We start from the raw sequence: 17,527 nt of genomic DNA, 5'->3' as shown, positions 1-17,527 counted from the left end.
GGGTGAGCGCGCATCCCGAGACCCGGACCCTTCCCGTACCCGACGGCCTGGAAGGGGAGCGGGTCGACGCCGCCCTCGCCCGGATGCTCGGCTTCTCCCGCACCAAGGCGGCCGAACTGGCCGCCGCAGGCAAGGTCCGGCTGGACGGTGCCGAGGTCGGCAAGTCCGAGCGGGTGACCGGCGGCTCCTGGATCGAGGTCGAGATTCCCCCGCCGCCGGGCGCGGTGACCGTGGTGGCCGAGCCGGTCGAGGGCATGGAGATCGTGCACGACGACGACGAACTGGTCGTCGTCGACAAGCCGGTGGGGGTCGCCGCCCACCCCAGCCCCGGCTGGACCGGGCCCACCGTGATCGGCGGCCTCGCGGCGGCCGGCTACCGCATCGCCACCTCCGGTGCGGCCGAACGGCAGGGCATCGTGCACCGGCTGGACGTGGGCACCTCCGGGCTGATGGTCGTCGCCAAGTCCGAGCGCGCCTACTCGGTGCTCAAGCAGCAGTTCCGCGAACGCACGGTCGACAAGCGCTACCAGGCCCTCGTCCAGGGCCACCCCGACCCGCTCAGCGGCACCATCGACGCCCCCATCGGGCGCCACCCGCAGCACGACTACAAGTGGGCGGTCATCGCCGAGGGCAAGCCCTCGGTCACGCACTACGACCTGATCGAGGCGTTCCGGGCGGCGAGCCTGCTCGACATCAAGCTGGAGACGGGCCGCACCCACCAGATCCGGGTGCACATGTCCGCGCACCGGCACCCCTGCGTCGGGGACCTGACGTACGGCGCCGACCCGACACTCGCCAAGCGGCTGGGGCTCACCCGGCAGTGGCTGCACGCGGTGCGGCTCGGCTTCACCCACCCCGGCGACGGGCAGTGGGCGGAGTTCGCCAGCTCCTACCCGCAGGACCTCCAGCGGGCCCTGGACCGCGTGCGGGCCGAGAGCGCCTGACCGCCTGACGGGCGCCGGCCCCCGGTGTACGGCGGGCGCCCGGCCGGGGGTCGTATCCGGGCGTTTGCCCCGAATGCACAGGGGTCCCTTTAGGATCAACTGAATGGACCAGCTCACGCTGCTGTTCGCCCTGCTGCTCGGTGCCGTGGTCACCGTGCCACTGGGCGACCGGATCTCGCTGCCCGCGCCCGTGCTGATGACCCTGTTCGGCGGTGCGCTGGCCCTGCTGCCGTTCGTACCGAACGTCGAGATCGCCCCCGAGCTGATCCTGCCCCTGGTGCTGCCACCGCTGCTCTACGCGGCCGTCCAGCGCACCTCCTGGCGGCAGTTCACCGCCAACCTGCGGCCCATCCTGCTGCTCGCGGTGGCCCTGGTCTTCGTCACCACCGCCGCCGTCGCCGCGGTGGCGCACGCGATCGTGCCGGGCCTGCCGCTGGCCGCCGCCGTGGCGCTCGGCGCGCTCGTCGCGCCCCCCGACCCGATCGCCGCCACCGCCGTGGCCGGTCGGATCGGACTGCCCCGCCGGATGGTGTCCATCCTGGAGGGCGAGGGCCTGTTCAACGACGTCACCGCCATCACCCTCTACCACGTGGCCATCGCCGCGACCGTCACCGGCACCTTCTCGGTGGGCTCGGCGGGCGCCGAACTGCTGCTCTCGGCGGCGGTGGCGATCCTGGTCGGCGTCGTGCTGGGCTGGGCGACGGTCAAGGTGCTCGCCCTGCTGGGCGATGCCACCCTGCGCACCGGGATGACCCTGCTGGTGCCCTTCGCCGCCTACGTGATCGCCGAGCAGACCCACGGCTCCGGGGTGCTCGCCGTCCTCGTCACCGCCATCTTCCTGAGCGAGGGCTCCGCGGACGCCGACGACGTCGCCGGGCGGATGACCGGGCAGGCGTTCTGGTCGATCATCGACACCCTGGTCACCGGTGTCGCCTTCGGACTGATCGGACTGGAACTGCACACCGTGCTCGGCACCGCCACCGACCGCTGGCGGGAAATGCTGCCCGCCGCCGGACTCGTCCTCGCCGTGGTCGTCCTCGTCCGCCTGCTGTGGCTGCTGCCCGCCTCCTGGCTCACCCAGCGACTGCACCGCCGCACCGACTACGCCGAGGAGATCCCGGTCAGCCCGCGCGAGACCCTGGTGATGTGGTGGTCGGGGATGCGCGGCGTGGCCTCGGTCGCGCTGGCCCTGGCCATCCCGCTGTCCACGGACACCGGCGCCGACTTCCCCGAGCGCGACGCCCTCGTCTTCGTCGCCTTCGTGGTGGTCCTCGGCACGCTGCTGCTCCAGGGGCTGACGCTGCCCTGGCTCGCCGGGAAGCTGGGAGTGCGCGCGGACAGCGGCGTCGAGGAGGAACTGGAGCACCAGCTGGCGATGCGGGCGGCCAAGGCCGCCAAGCGGCGGCTGCGGGAGATCGAGGAGGCGGAGGGCGAGGATCTGCCCGAGGAGGTCTCGGAGATCCTGCTGCGCCGCGCGTACGACATCGGGGTGCGGATCTCGCCGCGGATCGCGGACGACGAGCGGCGCGACGCCTTCCACAAGCGGGCCGGCTACCTCAAGCACGTCCACCGGCTCAACGCCGAACTGCTGTCGGCCGCCCGGCACGAGGTGCTCGCCGCACGCAGCGAGCCGGGTTCCGACCCGGAGGTGGTCGACCGGGTGCTGCGTCAGCTGGACCAGCGCAGCCTGTAGACCGGTACGGGGCCGGAGCCCCGGCGCGGGGGAGCGGATCTCAGGCGGCGGGGTGGTCCTCGGCGCCGGAGGGGGATATCGCCGCGGGGGAGTGCGCCACCCTGGGCAGGGCGTGCGGGTGGTGGTCCCGCAGCCAGGCGATCAGCTCCTCGCGGACCGCGCAGCGCAGCGTCCAGGCGTCCCCGGAGTCCTTGGCCGACATCGCCGCACGGACCTGGATCGTGGTGGGCGTGCTGTCGGTCACCACCAGGCTCCACACCCGGCCGTCCCAGTCCGCGCGGCCCAGCAGGAACTCCTGGAGCCGCTTGCGCAGCGCCGGGATCGGGGTGGCGTGGTCCAGGTGCAGATACACCGTCGCCGTGATCTCGTGGCCGCCGCGCGACCAGTTCTCGTAGGGGCGGCTGTTGAAGTACGACACCGGCATCGTCAGCCGGCGGTCGTCCCAGATGCGGATGGTGAGGAAGGCCAGCGACAGTTCCTCGACGGTGCCCCACTCGCCGTCCACCACGACCGTGTCGCCGATCTTCACCGACTCGCCGAAGGCGATCTGCAGGCCCGCGAACAGGTTGCCGAGCATCGACTGGGCCGCCACACCGGCGATCACGCCGATCACACCGGCCGAGGCCAGCATCGAGGTGCCCAGCGCCCGCAGATCCGGGAAGACCAGCAGTATCGCCACCGCCGACGCCACGATCGCCAGGATGGTGGTGACCACCCGGCGCAGCATCGTCAGCTGGGTGCGGAACTGCCGGACCCGGGCCAGGTCCTCCGTCCTGGCCTCGTACCGGGCCAGGGTGTTCTCGCCGACCGCGTCGGCCGCGCGGATCGCCAGCCAGGCGGCGGAGGCGATGGTCAGGGTGGCCAGGATCTTGGGCACCACATCGCCCTTGCCCAGCGACAGCTCCCACACCGCGTAGCTGATCTGCACGGCGCCCGAGGCGAGCAGCACCTGCAGCGGCGGCTGGCAGCTGCGCAGCAGGGACCACAGCCGGGTCTCGGGGTGGCGGGCGTCGGCGGCGCGCAGCGCGCGGTCGATCAGCCAGCCCATGAGCAGGGTGAGGGCGACGGTGCCACCGATCACCAGCAGTGGCCGCAGCACATCATCCATCGGTGGTCCAGTCCTCCGTCGTCGTGGTCCCCTGCGGGCGCGCATGCCGCGCGCTCACCCGGCCAGGCTACTGGCAGGATGGCGAGGCAGAGCAAGAGCGCCCCCTCCGGAAAGTGACCCCACCATGGCCGACGTTGTGCTGTTCCACTCCGCGTACGGGCTGCGGCCCGCCGTGCACACGGCGGCGGAGCGGCTGCGGGCCGCCGGGCACCAGGTGCACGTGCCCGACCTCTACGACGGGCGGACCGCCGGGACCGTGGAGGAGGGGATGGCGATCAAGGACGACATCGGCACGGACGAACTGCTGCGCCGTGCCGTCGCCGCCGCCGCTCCGTACTCGGACAAGGGCCTGGTGTACGCCGGCTTCTCGCTGGGTGCCTCGCTGGCGCAGACGCTGGCGCTGGGGGACGTGAAGGCGCGCGGGCTGCTGCTGCTCCACGGGACGGGGGACATCGCCGATGACGCGTCCTCGCCCGGGCTGCCCGTGCAATTGCACGTGGCCGACCCGGACCCGTTCGAGCCGCACGACTGGCAGACCGCCTGGTACCTGCGGATCGGGCGGACCGGCGCGGACGCGGAGGTCTTCCCCTACGCGGGTGCGGGGCACCTGTACACCGACCCGGAGCTGCCGGACTACGACGCGGAGGCGGCGGAGGCCACCTGGCGCATCGCGCTGGCGTTCCTCGACGAGGTGGGGTGACCCCCGGCCCCCACGGTGTGGGGGCCGGGGGCCGGCCCGGGTGTCTCAGCCCGCGGAGGCGGCGGCCAGGGCCGCGTCCAGCCCCTCGGGGGTGTACGGGGTCTCGATGAGCTGCCCGTTGATCTTGACGGCCGGGGTGCCCTCGACCTCGGGGTCGGCGTTGAACTTGTCCCCCATCTGAACGGCCCACGTGGCGTAGGTGCTGTTCGTGATGGCGTCCTGGAACTCCTGGTTGTCCTTGAGCTCCGGGACGGTGTCGCCGATCTCGATCAGGTACTCGTCGGTGAATCCGTCGTTGCGCTCATTGGGGTGCCAGTCGGCCGAGTAGAGGGCCTCGTGGAAGCCGAGGAAGGCCTCGGGGCTGACGTTGAGGGCCGCGCCGAGGGCGGAGACGGCGTTCTTGGAGCCGTCGCCGGGGAAGTTGTTGTCCAGGAAGGTCCCGAAGACGAACTCGACCTTGTAGCTGCCGTCCTCGATGCCCTGCTTGAACGTTTCGCCCATCGTCTGTTCGAAGGTGGCGCAGACCGGGCAGCGCGGGTCCTCGTACAGGGTGACGGTGTTGGCGGCGTCCGGGTCACCGACCTGGACGGTGAGGCTGTCGTCACCGGAGGTGTTGGCCGGGGCCTCGGTCGGGTAGTTGACCGCGTTCTCGGCGTCGGCGTCGCTGTCGTCGGTCGCGGGGGCGCCGTTGTCGACGATGTCGCGCGCGGCGCTCCAGTCGGTGCTGTCGCTGCCGCTGCCGCTGCTGTTGGCGATGGCGAAGCCTATGCCGCCGGCTATCGCCAGGATGGCGACGACCGAGCCGCCGACGGTCAGCTGCCGGCGGATCTTGTCGCGCTTCGCCTGCTTGTCGCGTTCCGCCTTCAGGCGTTCGCGGGCCTCGCGCTTGGCTTCCTGGGAGTTGCGCTTGCTCATGATGGATGTCTCCGTGAGGTGTGGGGTTCCAGTGCTGCGTGGTGCGGTCAGGCCGCGAGGGCCGGGCCGCGCGGCGGACCGCGCAGGGACACGGAGTGGGTGAGCAGCGCTCCGGCGCCCAGCGGGCGGGGCCGGAGGGCGGCGTACCGTACGGGCCCGCGGCCGGCCGTGGCGGCGGCCCGGTGGACCGCGACGGCGATCAGCAGCGGCCGGAAGGTGGCGGCCACGGCGGCGTGCAGCAGCCGGGCCAGCGCGGCCTCGCCGCAGCGCAGCCAGGCCGCGGCGGCGAGCCCCACCGTGAGGTGGGCGCCGAGCAGCAGCCAGGGCAGCGCGGGGTGGACGGGGGTGGCCAGCGGGGTCTGCTCACCGGTGGCGAGCCGGGCCAGTGGCGTACCGACGTCGCCGCCCGCGCAGAACAGGTTCAGGCCCATGAAGTGCAGCGGGCGGACCAGGCCGCCCTGGCCGGTGCCGTAGCAGGCGTTCTGGCCGGCGGTGAAGATCGTGTCGGCGGCCAGCTGGAGGGGCAGCAGGAGTCCGGCGATGTGCCAGAAGCGGCGCTCGCCGGTCCCGGCCAGCACGTACGCCACGGCGAAGATCACCACGGTGACGGCGGCCACGGTGGGGACCGGCAGTGGCGTACCGGACAGCAGGACGTGCGCGGCGGACGCCAGCGCGACGCACAGCGCGCTGAAGACGGCCGCGCGCGCCGTGCGTATGCCGGGTCCGCTGACTATGCCCATCGAGCCGAGTGTGCCACGGGTGGGCCCGTGGCCGGTATGGGGGTGACGGAGGTGACCGTCACAACGCGATACCGGCCCAGGCGGAGGGGCCGAATCCGCCCTTGATGTCCGAGGCGATGTTGTCCGGGTTCACCAGGAAGCCGAGCTCGAAGATCGTCGTCTTCTGCCGGCCTTCGACCTTGAGGCGGACCGGGGAGTCCCCGGGGTGGGCCTTGAGGGTGCGCTTGAGCTCACGGACGGCGCGGCCGTTGATCCGGTGCTCGGGCAGGACGAGCAGGACCGGGGGTTTGCCGCCGTGCTCGGCCGAGGAGATGTCCAGGGCGGTGATCTCCTGGCCGAAGATGCTGATGGCCCCGTCGCGCTCGTTGATGCGGCCGCGGACCGAGAGCACGTTGTCGTCGATCAGCTCGTGCTGGACGAGGGCGTACGACTTGGGGAAGAACAGCACCTCGCAGCTGGCGTCCCGGTCGGCGATGGTGACGATGGCCCACGGGTCGCCCTGCTTGTTGAGGCGGCGGTCGATGCCGGTGATCAGTCCGGCGATCTTGGTCTCGCCCTCGGTGCGGCCGGAGGCGAGCAGCTCGGCGATGGAGGTGTCGCGGCTGCGGGCCAGGATGTGCTCGGCGCCGTCCAGGGGGTGCGAGGAGACATACAGGCCGAGCATCTCGCGTTCGAGGGAGAGCTTGGCCTTGCGGTTCCACTCCTGGTCGCTGACCTCGAAGTCCAGGCCGATGGTCGGGATGTCGTCGCCGGTGTCGATGGAGCCGAAGAGGTCGTCCTGGCCGATGGCCTGCTGCTTCTTGACGGGGATGACGGCGTCCACGGCGGTTTCGTGGATGTCGCACAGGCCCTTGCGGGTGTGGCCCAGGGAGTCGAAGGAGCCGGCCTTGATGAGGGAGTCGATGGTGCGCTTGTTGCACACCACGATCTCGGACTTGTCGAGGAAGTCGGCGAAGGAGGTGTACTTCCCCTTGGACTTGCGGGTGCTGACCAGGGACTCGATGACGTTGGCGCCGACGTTGCGGATGGACTGGAGGCCGAAGCGGACGTCCTCGCCGATGGCGGAGAAGTCGGCGACGGACTCGTTGACGTCGGGGGAGAGGATCCTGATGCCCAGGCGGCGGCACTCCGCCAGGTAGATGGCGGTCTTGTCCTTGTCGTTGTCGACGGAGGTGAGCAGGGCGGCCATGTACTCGGCGGGGAAGTTGGCCTTCAGGTAGGCGGTCCAGTACGCGACCATGCCGTACGCGACGGTGTGCGACTTGTTGAACGCGTACCCGGAGAAGGGGACCAGCACGTCCCACACGGCCTGGATGGCCTCGTCCGAGTAGCCGCGTTCGCGGCAGCCCTGCTGGAAGGGGATGAACTCCTTGGCGAGCACCTCGGGCTTCTTCTTGCCCATGGCGCGGCGCAGCAGGTCGGCCTGGCCCAGGCTGTAGCCGGCCAGGATCTGGGCGGCCTTCTGCACCTGCTCCTGGTAGACGATGAGGCCGTAGGTCGGGTCGAGGATCTCCTCCAGCGGCTTCTCCAGCTCGGGGTGGATCGGGGTGATCTCCTGGCGGCCGATCTTGCGCAGCGCGTAGTTGGTGTGCGAGTCGACGCCCATCGGGCCGGGGCGGTAGAGCGCGAGGACGGCGGAGATGTCGTCGAAGCGGTCGGGCTGCATCAGGCGCAGCAGGGAGCGCATGGCCGTGCCGTCGAGCTGGAAGACGCCCAGGGTGTCGCCGCGGGCGAGGAGCTCGTAGGTGGGCTTGTCGTCCAGCTCGATGGTGCTGGTGTCGACGTCGATGCCGCGGTTCTCTTTGATGATCTTGATGGCGTGATCGATGATGCCCAGGTTCCGCAGACCCAGGAAGTCCATCTTGATCAGGCCCATCTCCTCGCAGTCGGGATACGAGAAGCCGGTGATGATGGTGCCGTCGCGGTCCCGCTTGTGCATCGGGATGAGGTCGAGGAGCGGGGTGCGGGAGAGGATGACGGCGGCGGCGTGCACGCCCGTGCCACGGGTGAGGCCCTCGATGCCGCGTGCGGTGTCGATGACCTTCTTGACGTCGGGCTCGTTCTCGTACATCGAGCGGATCTCGGCGGCCTCGGAGTACCGGGGGTGCGCGGAGTCGAAGATGCCGGTCAGCGGGATGCCCTTGCCCATGACGTCCGGCGGCATCGCCTTGGTGATGCGGTCGCCCATGGAGAAGGGGAAGCCGAGGATGCGGTTGGCGTCCTTGACTGCGGCCTTCGCCTTGATGGTGCCGAAGGTGTTGACCTGGGCGGTGTACGCCTCGCCGTACTTGTCGGTCAGGTAGCGCACCATGACGTCGCGCTGGCGGTCGTCGAAGTCGAGGTCGACATCCGGGGGGTTGATGCGCTCGGGGTTGAGGAACCGCTCGAAGAGCAGGCCGTGCTTGAGGGGGTCGACGTCGGTGATGCGGGTCAGGTACGCGACGAGGGAGCCGGCCGCCGAGCCTCGTCCCGGGCCGACGGGGACGCCGTTGTCGCGGCCGTACTTGCAGATGTCGGAGACCACGAGGAAGTAGGAGTCGAAGCCCATCGGGGTGATGACCGACAGCTCGGTCTCCAGGCGCTCCAGCACCTCGGGCTCGGGGTTGTCGCCGTAGCGCTCCTTGATGCCGCGCTCGCACTCCTTGCGCAGCCAGCTGGCCTGGGTCTCGCCCGGGGGGACGTCGAACTGCGGCATCTGGTCCTCGTAGGCGAACACCTCCTTGTACGACTCGACGCGCTCGGCGATGAGCAGGGTGTTGTCGCAGGCCTCGGGGAGTTCGGAGAACAGCTGCCGCATCTCTGCGGAGGTCTTGATGTAGTAGCCGGTGCCGTTGAACTTGAAGCGGTTGGTGTCCGCCTTGTTCTTGCCCACGCCCACGCACAGCAGGCTGTCGTGGTCGTCCGCCTGGTCCTCGGTGACGTAGTGCGAGTCGTTGGTGGCCAGCAGCGGGATGTTCAGCTGCTTGGCGATGCGCAGCAGGTCCTCGCGGACGGTGCGCTCGATGTCCAGGCCGTGGTCCATCAGTTCCAGGAAGTAGTTCTCTTTCCCGAAGATGTCCTGGTACGTGGCGGCGGCCTTGACGGCCTCGTCGTACTGGCCGAGCCGGAGCCGGGTCTGCACCTCGCCGGAGGGGCAGCCGGTGGTGGCGATGATGCCGGTGGCGTGCTGGGAGATCAGCTCGCGGTCCATGCGGGGCTTCATGTAGTAGCCCTCGAAGGAGGCGAGCGAGGAGAGCCGGAAGAGGTTGCGCAGGCCCTGGGCGTTCTGCGCCCACATGGTCATGTGGGTGTAGCGGCCACCGCCGGAGACATCCTTGCCGCCCTCGCCGCTGGCGTCCTGGCCGCGTCCGCTGCCGCCCCAGAAGACCTGCTTCTTGTGGAAGCGGGACTCGGGCGCGACGTACGCCTCGATGCCGATGATCGGCTTGACGCCGGTCTTGCTCGCGGTGCTGAAGAACTCGTAGGCCCCGAACATGTTGCCGTGGTCGCTCATCGCGACGGCGGGCATCCCCTGGCGTTCGACTTCGGCGAACAGCTTGCCGTTCTTCGCGGCCCCGTCGAGCATCGAGTACTCGGTGTGAACATGCAGGTGAACGAAGTTGTCGGCCACGGTGGTAGGGACTCCTCGCGGGTGGGGCTCAGGGGGGTGTGGGGGTTCCCCACCCTAACGCGATGAGGCCGGTGGGCCGGTGGGTGACGTGGGTGAAGGTGCGGGGGAAATCCGGTCCGTGTGAGGGGGTGGAGCCGGGGCGCGCGGCGGCCGCCCTCTCTCGCGCCCCGGGCCGGCGTGCCTATTCCGTGGGCTCCTCGTCGACCAGGATGTCGAACTCGGCGTTGTTCCCCTCGGCCGAGGTCGTGGTGATGGTCACGCCGTAGGTCTGGCCGCCCGCCGTCAGTTCGCAGCGGATGCTCGCCCCGACCTTCGCGGGGAGGTCCTCGGCGCAGGTGAGATCGTCCGGGGCCTGACCGACCCGCTCCTCCAGCGCTGCTGACGCCTGCTGGGCCACCTCGTCCTTGTCCACCACGGGTTCGCCGCTGGAGCAGCCGGCGGCCAGGAGCAGCGACAGGGCCGCCAGGGTGGTACCGGTGGCCACCCGGGTGCGCTGGGGGATGTGGCGTATGACGGTCTGCTCGTGTGTGCGTGACATGCGGGGACAGACGCGGGTGGCCCGGGCGCCGGTTCGCCGGCGGCATGGAGCGAGATGATGTTGAGATTTTCGCGCCGGTGCCCACTCCCGGGAGGGCGCCCGCGCGCGGTGGCGTTCAGCGGGCGACAGCCGGGGCTTTCGTGGCGTGCTGGGAAGGATGTTCCGGTCTTGATCGGATCATGAGATCGCCTTTACCGGAAAAGGAAACTGCTTTGCCCGAATGAGTAATTGACGGCGTTACCTTCGATGTGGAGTGAATGGCCCGCTTGAGGGGTGGAATGCCGTGGAAGCCAGAATGATTGAGAAGGCCGTATTTCTCCTGCGTGAGGCACATGTCTCGCGCGGCGCGGTGATACGGGCGCTGGCCGAGTATTTCCCGGGGACCGCGTTCGACGATCGCACGCGGTGTGTGTACGAGGCGTGGGACCAGGTGCATCAGGGTGCACCGGTGCTCCCTTCCGTTCCCTCGGAGCTGTCCGAGGCGCGCACGTTCGCGGCCGCGCACGAACGGCACGGATTCTCCGACTGAGCGGCGACGGAATCGGGCACACAGCGAGGGCGCACCCCGGCGGGGGTGCGCCCTCGTGCTGTGGTCAGTTGTGACCGAAGCGGCGGGGTTTGCCGGAGGGGGCCTCGGACTGCTCGCGTATCTGCTGCTGCTCGCGTTCGTTCATGCGGCGTTCGTCGTCGCCGGAGCGTCCGCTTCTGGGCTGCTGCTGATCGCGGCCGCGTTTCTTCTTGCTCATGATCGCCTCCAGGCTGCGGGAATCAGTGGGCGCGATCAGATTCGCATGATCGTACAGACTTCGCATTTCGGGCAGGTTGCGGATGTCTCCTGTATGACCGGTTCCGGTCCGACTCGCCACGCCGATGATCGAGTTCAGGCTGATAACGGTGACGCGGTCGGGCAGACTCCAGAAAACGGCTCGGTGAAAGAGGTGCCACGTGGACCGCTGCGTCGTCCTGGTCGATGCCGGGTATCTGCTCGGGGCCGCCGCGAGCCTCCTGGCGGGTGAACCCTCCCGCCCCCGCATCAGCGTGGACCACACCGCCCTCATCCAGGGGCTGCGGGAAGGCGCGGAGGCGGACACCGGATGCGATCTGCTGCGCATCTACTGGTTCGACGGCGCCCCGGACCGGGTCCCGCAGCCCGAACACCGGCGACTTCGCGTCATGCCCCGCGTCACCGTACGCCTGGGCGCCCTCACCCGCAGCGACGGACGGTGGGCGCAGAAGGGCGTGGACGCCGCCATGCACGCCGAACTCACCGAACTGGCGCGGAACCGGGCCTGCGCCGACATCGTGCTGATCACCGGGGACGGCGATCTGCTGCCGGGCCTGGTGTCCGCCAAGGAACACGGGGTCGCCGTGCACCTGTGGGCCGTCCAGGCCGCCGACGGCGACTACAACCAGTCCGAGGATCTCGTCGCCGAGGCGGACGAACGACGGGTGCTCGACCGGGCCTGGATCACCAGGGCCATCCGGGTGAAGGAGGCCCAGCCGCAGCCCAGGCCCGAGATCGCCGCGATCCTCTCCGCCCCGCCGGCCCAGGCCAAGAACGGCGAGCAGGTGCGGGCCACCAGCACCGCCGCCGCCGTGAGCACCGAGCCGTGCCCCACCGCCACCGAGGCCGAGCCGGTGGGAAAAGTGCCCACCCCCAAGGACCTCGCCTCGCTGGGCCGCCCCGCGCAGGCACCCGCGACCTCCGCCACGCTGCGCTGGTCCTCCGACCGCGGATGGGTGGAGCGCGGCCCCGAGGAGTCGCCGGAGACGGCGGCGCTGCCGATGCTGTCGCACCTGACGACCGCCGAGCAGCGCTGGGCCGACCGGGAGGAGGACATCACGGCGGTCAGCGGTGACCCGTTCGAGGTCGGCCAGGTCTTCGCCCGGCGCTGGGCGGAACGGCTCGGCGGCACCAAACCGTTCGCACAGCTGTCGACCCTGTCCGCCGACTACCCGCGCATCCCGCACCGCATCGACGGCGAGCTGCTGCGCTACGCGGCCCGCTTCGGACTGCTGGCGCACAAGGACGACCAGATCGACGAACGGGACCGGTACGCGATCCGGGCCGGGTTCTGGCGGGAGATCGACGAACGGACGGACACGGTCCGCACCGCGGGCCCCGAATCCTGAGACCCGCCCCCGAAGAAGGCCCCGGGTCCCGTGCGACGGCGGGCGCCACGTAGGGTCAGGGGCTGTGGGCCCCATTACCGCATGGGTCGGGCGGTCGAAGTCCGGCGTTCAGCAGACAGCGGCGGACAGCGGTGATGCTGTGACCGCGCTGACCGTGCGCGGGCTCGTCAAGACCTACCCGGCGCCGCGCGGTTGGCGGCGTTCCCGGGGCGCCCCGGTGGTGGCCAGCGACGGCGTGGACCTCGAAGTCGCGGCCGGGGAGATCTTCGGCCTGCTGGGGCCCAACGGGGCCGGCAAGACCACCCTCGTACGACAGCTCACCGGACTCCTGCGACCCGACGCCGGGAGCGTCGAACTGCTGGGACACGACCTGGTGCGGCACCCGCGGCGCGCCGCCCGGCTGCTCGCCTACCTGGGGCAGGAATCCAGCGCGCTGGACGAACTGACCGTGGCGCTGGCCGCCGAGACCACCGCCCGGCTGCGCGGGCTGGACGCCGCGGCGGCGCGGCGGGAACGGGACGCCGTCATCGAGGAGCTGGGCCTGGGGCCCCTCGCCGGACGGCCGCTCAAGAAGCTCTCCGGCGGGCAGCGACGGCTGGCCTGCGTGGCCACCGCCCTGGTGGCCGGCCGCCCCGTCCTCGTCCTGGACGAGCCGACCACCGGCATGGACCCCGTCGCCCGGCGCGCGGTGTGGGCCGCCATCGACCGGCGGCGCGCGGAGCACGGGACCACCGTGGTCCTGGTGACCCACAACGTGATCGAGGCGGAGACCGTACTCGACCGGGTCGCCGTTCTCGAGGCGGGCCGGGTCATCGCCTGCGACACCCCCGGCGGGCTGAAGGCCCTGGTGGGGGACGAGGTGCGGCTGGACCTGGTGTGGCGCGACGAGCCGCCGCTGTGGTTGCCGGCCATCGCCGCGCTGCGCCCCGGAGCCGTGGAGGCCGGGCGGCGCTGGACGCTGCGGCTGCCGCCCGAGCGGGCGCGGGCGGCCGTGACCGAGGTGACCACCGGGCCGGCGTTCGCCGCCCTCGACGACTTCACCCTGGCCACCCCCACGCTCGAGGACGTCTACCTCGCGCTGGGCGGCCAGGGGGACGGGCTGGTACGGGCGTGAGCGCTGCCGTTCCCCATCCGCTGGCCCCCGCCGTACGGCTGTGGCCCTCGCTGCGGGCCGTCTACGTCGCGCAGCTGTCGCGGGCGCGCGTGGCCCGGATCCCGCTGCTGTTCGTGGCCACCTTCCAGTCCATCGGGATCATGATCCTGATGCGCGGAGTGGTCGACGGCGGCACCGGGGACGAGGCGCGGGCTGTCGTGGCGGGCTCGTCGGTGCTGGTGGTGGCGTTCGTCGCGCTGAACCTGCTGGCCCAGCACTTCGGGCAGCTGCGGGCGAGCGGCGGCATCGACCACTACGCGACGCTGCCGGTGCCGGCCGCCTCGGTGGCGCTGGGGACGGCGGCGGCGTACGCCTCGTTCACGGTGCCGGGGGTGATCGTCACGGCGGTCTCCGGCAGTCTGCTGTACCAGTTGCCGCTGGGCGGGCTGTGGGTGCTGCTGGCGGTGATCCCGCTGGCCGGGGCCGCGCTGGCGGGGCTCGGGGCGGCGCTCGGACTGCTGGCGCCCAGGCCCGAGCTGGCCACCCTGTGCGGGCAGCTGGGCATGTCGGCGGCGCTGCTGCTGGGCGTGCTGCCGGCCGGGCGGATGCCGGAGCCGGTGCGGTGGCTGCGCGAGCTGCTGCCCTCCACCTACGGGGTGGAGGCGCTGGCCGAGGTGCTGCGTCCGGGGCCGGACTGGGGGTCGGTGGTCGCGAACCTCGGGGTGTGCGCGGCGGTGGGGGCGCTGGCGCTCACCCTGGCGACCTGGGCCTACCGGCGGGCCGCCGTCGGCTAGGTGTATTGCCCTGTGAGGTTGGGGACGCGGCTGGCGGGTGGTTTGCCTGCGAGCGCGGTGTGTCCGCGGTGGTGATTGTAGGTGTGTAGCCATTGCGGGAACGCGTCGCGTCGTTCCTGCTCGGTCCGGTAGGGGCGGGCGTAGGCCCACTCGTCCAGCAAGGTCCGGTTCAGCCGCTCAACCTTGCCGTTGGTCTGGGGCCGGTAGGGCCGGGTTCGCTTGTGAGCGATCCCGGCCTGGGCCATGGCCTGGCGCCAGTCGTGGGACCGGTAACAGGCCCCGTTGTCGGTCAGGACGCGTTCGACGGTGATTCCGGCTTGCTCGAAGAACGCCTGGGCGCGTTGCCAGAACGCGGCGGCGGTGTCTTTCCTCTCGTCGGTGTGGATCTCGCTGTAGGCGAGGCGGGAGTAGTCATCGACGGCGGTGTGCAGATAGCTGTAGCCGGCGCCCGCGCGGGTCTTGCGGCCTGCCTGGCGGCCCAGGACCTTGTGTCCGCCACCGTCGGGAATGTTGCCGAGTCTCTTGATGTCGACGTGCACGAGTTCGCCGGGCCGTTCGCGTTCGTAGCGGCGTATGACGCGGCCGGTGGCCCGGTCCAGATGCGTGAGCCGGGCCAGCCGGTAACGGGTCAGGACCCGGTGGACCGTGGAGGGCACCAGCCGCAGCAGATGAGCGATCCGGGCCGGCCCCCACCGACGCACCACGCGGACCTTGATGATCCGGCGTTCGGTGCGGGTCGGGGTCCGGCGCGGGCTGCTGCGTGGCCGGGAGGTCCGGTCGCACATCCCGCCCTCGCCCTGTTCGCGGTAGCGGGCCGCCCACCGTGCCGCGGTGGTGGGTGAGACCTGGAAGCGTTCAGCGGCCCGGCGCAGAGGCCATCCGTCATCCACGACGCAGCGGGCAAGCCGCAGACGGCCGGTCTCGGTCAGGGGTGCGTTACGGTGAGGCACGAGGGCCTTTCTGGTCGCCGGTGCAGATGTCGCAATCCACACCAGGCCAGAAGGCCCTCACCCATATCAAGACCAACCAACCGTGAACCCCGTCACCAACCTCTGTGATCAGTACAGCTAGGGCCTGCCTGACGGATGGTGGCGGCGGCGTCTCCCCGGTGGTGTCGAAGATCCGCTCATACGCCCGAACGGTCGTCCCGGGCACCGAACTGGTGCCCGCAACTGGCAGGATGTTGGGGTGATCGCGCCCCAGCCTTCCGAGGACCACCGCTCGCCCGCCATGGGCGGCGGCCATGACCCCTGGTCGGTTCCCGCCCAGCCCCCGCCGGAGCGTGCGCGCCCGCAGTGGGGCCGGGAGATACGGACCGCGCTGCTGGTGGCGCTCCCCGTCGCCGTACTGGCCGGGCTGGCGCTCGGCGCGCTGTGGCCGCTGCTGGCGCCCCGGGTCCCCGTGGTGTCCAACGGCCGGGCGGTGATGCTCCAGAACTCCGAGGGGCAGCAGTCCATCGCGATTGACGGGACGTTTCTGCTGACCGGCCTCGCGGTGGGGGCGGTCGCCGGGGCGCTGGTCTTCTGGCTGCGGCGCCGCAAGGGCGGGATCGCCGAGGTGCTCGGGCTCGCCGCCGGCGCGCTGGCCGGCGCCTTCCTCGCCTGGCGGGTCGGCATCTGGCTGGGACCCGAACAGGACCTCGTGGCGCACGCGCGCCGGGTGGGAGAGGGCGTGATTTTCGACGGGCCCCTCAAGCTGGAGGCGAAGGGCGTCCTGGTGGGCCTGCCGTTCGGCGCGGTCGGGGCACATCTGCTGTGCACCGCGCTGTGGGGTCCGCGCGATCCGCTGCCCGCGCCGGGACGGACGGTGCCGCAGTGGCCGTCCAAGCCGTCCAAGCCGTCCGCCTGACGGGCGCGGGCCCGCCCGGCGGTCTCAGTCCTTGCCGATCGGGGCCGTCACCGCTGAGGTGAGGGCGATCAGATCGGCCGGGGCCAGCTCGATCTCCAGACCCCGCCGGCCGGCCGAGACGAACACCGTCCCGTACGCGGTGGCGGAGGCGTCCAGCACGGTGGGCAGCCGCTTGCGCTGGCCCAGCGGCGAGATGCCGCCCCGTACGTAGCCGGTGGTGCGCTCCGCCGCCGCCGGATCGGCCATCGCCGCGCGCTTGCCGCCGACCGCCGCCGCCAGGGCCTTGAGGTCGAGGGAGCCGGCGACCGGCACCACCGCCACGGTCAGGGTGCCGTCCACCTCGGCGACCAGCGTCTTGAACACCTGCCGGGGATCGTTGCCCAGCGCCCGGACCGCCTCCTCGCCGTACGAGGAGGAGCCGGGATCGTGGTCGTAGGCGTGCAGGGTGAACCGTACGCCCGCCCCGGTGGCCGCCACCGTGGCCGGAGTGCCGCCCCCGCCCGTCCGCTGCTTCTTCTTCGCCACCGCCGGCCCCTCAGTTCATGCTGGTGGGGCGCAGCGTGTACTCGGCGCCCGGAACCGAGGGCAGCCTACTGATCAGGGTCGTCTCCCGGCGCAGGATTCTCAGCTCCTCCGCCAGCCGGGTCGCGGTGTCCTTGGCCTGGAGCAGCCGCTGCTTGTCCGAGGTGTACATGACGGTGGCCGCCGCCACCAGGTACGAGACGACCGAGGGGTCCTCGGGCAGCTCCTGTCCGGAGGCCAGGGTGCGTTCGTTGGCTCCCGCCAGCTCCTTCTGGTAGCCGCGGAACGCCCGCAGCACCCCGGAGGCCAGGGCCCCGGCGCCCTCGCCGGGGTCCTCGGGCAGCGTCTCCACCTCCGCCGTGAGATACGGGCCGCTGCTCTCCACGGACAGCAGCCGGAACCGCGTCGTCCCGGTGGCCAGCACCTCGTAGCCGTCGGCCGCCGCCTCCGGCTCGCCCTCCTCGGCGAGCACGGCCGCCGCCGAGGCCGCGCGCGGCCGGATGGTGGAGGCGTCCGCGATGCAGCCGACCCCGTGGAAGGAGTCCATCGGATCGGCGGCGAAGCCCGCTCCCGGGCCGGCCTCCGGCAGCGGCGCGTCGGGCTCGGGAAGTCCGATGGCGCTGGGCGCCACCTCGTGTCCGTCCCTGATCGCGACCACCCCGAACGGCCGTGGACCGTCCTCGGGGAGGTCCAGCAGATCCCGCATCAGGGCCCGGTAGCGCGCCTCGAAGACGTTCAGCGGCAGCACGAGCCCGGGGAAGAGCACGGTGTTGAGCGGAAACAGTGGCAGGCGCGTGGTCGTCACGACCGGCCAGCCTACTGGCTGTGCGGCCCCCCGCAACGGTGGGTCGCCGCTCATCCGGGGACCGCATGGTGAAACGCGCGATCG

At 71.4% G+C, this 17,527-nt stretch carries 16 protein-coding genes and 1 pseudogene; 8 read left to right on the top strand and 9 right to left on the bottom strand.

The features are described from left to right. The first annotated feature begins 2 nt into the window (after nt 1–2). Nucleotides 3–944, top strand: coding sequence for an RluA family pseudouridine synthase (locus tag ACTFAP_RS05235; RefSeq protein ID WP_495683623.1), 942 nt, complete (start codon nt 3–5; stop codon nt 942–944). Nucleotides 945–1,047: 103 nt separating this feature from the next. After that, nucleotides 1,048–2,637 (top strand): Na+/H+ antiporter, encoded by a 1,590-nt coding sequence (locus tag ACTFAP_RS05230; RefSeq protein ID WP_390122785.1) that lies wholly within the window; start codon nt 1,048–1,050, stop codon nt 2,635–2,637. A gap of 40 nt (nt 2,638–2,677) precedes the next feature. Here ACTFAP_RS05230 and ACTFAP_RS05225 read toward each other — a convergent pair whose 3' ends face one another. Beyond that, complete coding sequence (locus ACTFAP_RS05225; protein ID WP_495683621.1) at nt 2,678–3,745, bottom strand: mechanosensitive ion channel domain-containing protein; 1,068 nt, start codon at nt 3,743–3,745, stop codon at nt 2,678–2,680. A 124-nt stretch (nt 3,746–3,869) separates the two neighbouring features. On the opposite strand from ACTFAP_RS05225, the gene ACTFAP_RS05220 reads away from it, so the two are divergent. Further along, nucleotides 3,870–4,445, top strand: a complete 576-nt coding sequence (locus ACTFAP_RS05220; protein ID WP_500468341.1) for a dienelactone hydrolase family protein — start codon at nt 3,870–3,872, stop codon at nt 4,443–4,445. Between the two features lie 45 nt (nt 4,446–4,490). Here the strand turns inward: ACTFAP_RS05220 and ACTFAP_RS05215 are convergent, their stop codons facing one another. The 4 genes from ACTFAP_RS05215 to ACTFAP_RS05200 form a co-directional block, all read right to left on the bottom strand. Then, complete coding sequence (locus ACTFAP_RS05215; protein ID WP_500468340.1) at nt 4,491–5,360, bottom strand: thioredoxin domain-containing protein; 870 nt, start codon at nt 5,358–5,360, stop codon at nt 4,491–4,493. A gap of 47 nt (nt 5,361–5,407) precedes the next feature. Next, nucleotides 5,408–6,100, bottom strand: a complete 693-nt coding sequence (locus tag ACTFAP_RS05210) for a hypothetical protein (RefSeq protein WP_495683618.1) — start codon at nt 6,098–6,100, stop codon at nt 5,408–5,410. A gap of 58 nt (nt 6,101–6,158) precedes the next feature. After that, nucleotides 6,159–9,710: a DNA polymerase III subunit alpha gene (dnaE, locus tag ACTFAP_RS05205; RefSeq protein ID WP_495683617.1), complete on the bottom strand. Its 3,552-nt coding sequence runs from the start codon at nt 9,708–9,710 to the stop codon at nt 6,159–6,161. Between the two features lie 181 nt (nt 9,711–9,891). Beyond that, nucleotides 9,892–10,248 (bottom strand): DUF4333 domain-containing protein, encoded by a 357-nt coding sequence (locus tag ACTFAP_RS05200; RefSeq protein ID WP_495683616.1) that lies wholly within the window; start codon nt 10,246–10,248, stop codon nt 9,892–9,894. Between the two features lie 295 nt (nt 10,249–10,543). Here ACTFAP_RS05200 and ACTFAP_RS05195 point away from each other — a divergent pair, with 295 nt between their 5' ends. Further along, the gene (locus tag ACTFAP_RS05195) at nt 10,544–10,777 is read left to right on the top strand and encodes a hypothetical protein (protein ID WP_390122771.1); all 234 of its coding nucleotides are present in this window, start codon (nt 10,544–10,546) and stop codon (nt 10,775–10,777) included. Nucleotides 10,778–10,841: 64 nt separating this feature from the next. Here ACTFAP_RS05195 and ACTFAP_RS05190 read toward each other — a convergent pair whose 3' ends face one another. Beyond that, nucleotides 10,842–11,060: a hypothetical protein gene (locus ACTFAP_RS05190; RefSeq protein ID WP_400012373.1), complete on the bottom strand. Its 219-nt coding sequence runs from the start codon at nt 11,058–11,060 to the stop codon at nt 10,842–10,844. 133 nt (nt 11,061–11,193) lie between these two features. Between ACTFAP_RS05190 and ACTFAP_RS05185 the strand changes: the two genes are divergently transcribed. The 3 genes and pseudogenes from ACTFAP_RS05185 (at nt 11,194) to ACTFAP_RS05175 (ending at nt 14,268) form a co-directional block, all read left to right on the top strand. Then, nucleotides 11,194–12,381 carry an NYN domain-containing protein gene (locus ACTFAP_RS05185; RefSeq protein WP_390122768.1) on the top strand — a complete coding sequence of 396 codons (1,188 nt, stop codon included), beginning with the start codon at nt 11,194–11,196 and terminating at the stop codon, nt 12,379–12,381. 64 nt (nt 12,382–12,445) lie between these two features. Further along, nucleotides 12,446–13,372: pseudogene (locus ACTFAP_RS05180) on the top strand (ABC transporter ATP-binding protein); the annotation flags it as partial. Further along, nucleotides 13,333–14,268, top strand: coding sequence for an ABC transporter permease (locus ACTFAP_RS05175; RefSeq protein ID WP_495684891.1), 936 nt, complete (start codon nt 13,333–13,335; stop codon nt 14,266–14,268). The pseudogene ACTFAP_RS05180 and the gene ACTFAP_RS05175, both read left to right, overlap by 40 nt. Here ACTFAP_RS05175 and ACTFAP_RS05170 read toward each other — a convergent pair. Then, entirely contained in the window at nt 14,265–15,218 is a 954-nt protein-coding gene (locus ACTFAP_RS05170; RefSeq protein ID WP_500468339.1) for an IS481 family transposase, read from the bottom strand. The two genes, ACTFAP_RS05175 and ACTFAP_RS05170, sit on opposite strands and share 4 nt — an antisense overlap. Nucleotides 15,219–15,456: 238 nt before the next feature. On the opposite strand from ACTFAP_RS05170, the gene ACTFAP_RS05165 reads away from it, so the two are divergent. Beyond that, nucleotides 15,457–16,116, top strand: a complete 660-nt coding sequence (locus ACTFAP_RS05165) for an ABC transporter permease (protein WP_390122766.1) — start codon at nt 15,457–15,459, stop codon at nt 16,114–16,116. A 24-nt stretch (nt 16,117–16,140) separates the two neighbouring features. Here the strand turns inward: ACTFAP_RS05165 and ybaK are convergent, their stop codons facing one another. Both ybaK and ACTFAP_RS05155 read right to left on the bottom strand, forming a co-directional pair. Continuing rightward, nucleotides 16,141–16,641 carry a Cys-tRNA(Pro) deacylase gene (gene ybaK / locus ACTFAP_RS05160; RefSeq protein WP_390122764.1) on the bottom strand — a complete coding sequence of 167 codons (501 nt, stop codon included), beginning with the start codon at nt 16,639–16,641 and terminating at the stop codon, nt 16,141–16,143. A gap of 10 nt (nt 16,642–16,651) precedes the next feature. After that, complete coding sequence (locus ACTFAP_RS05155; RefSeq protein ID WP_500468338.1) at nt 16,652–17,443, bottom strand: LON peptidase substrate-binding domain-containing protein; 792 nt, start codon at nt 17,441–17,443, stop codon at nt 16,652–16,654. Nucleotides 17,444–17,527 lie beyond the last annotated feature (84 nt).

The organism is Streptomyces sp. PH9007, assembly GCF_059813725.1.
This window is presented reverse-complemented; position numbering and strand designations above follow the sequence as displayed.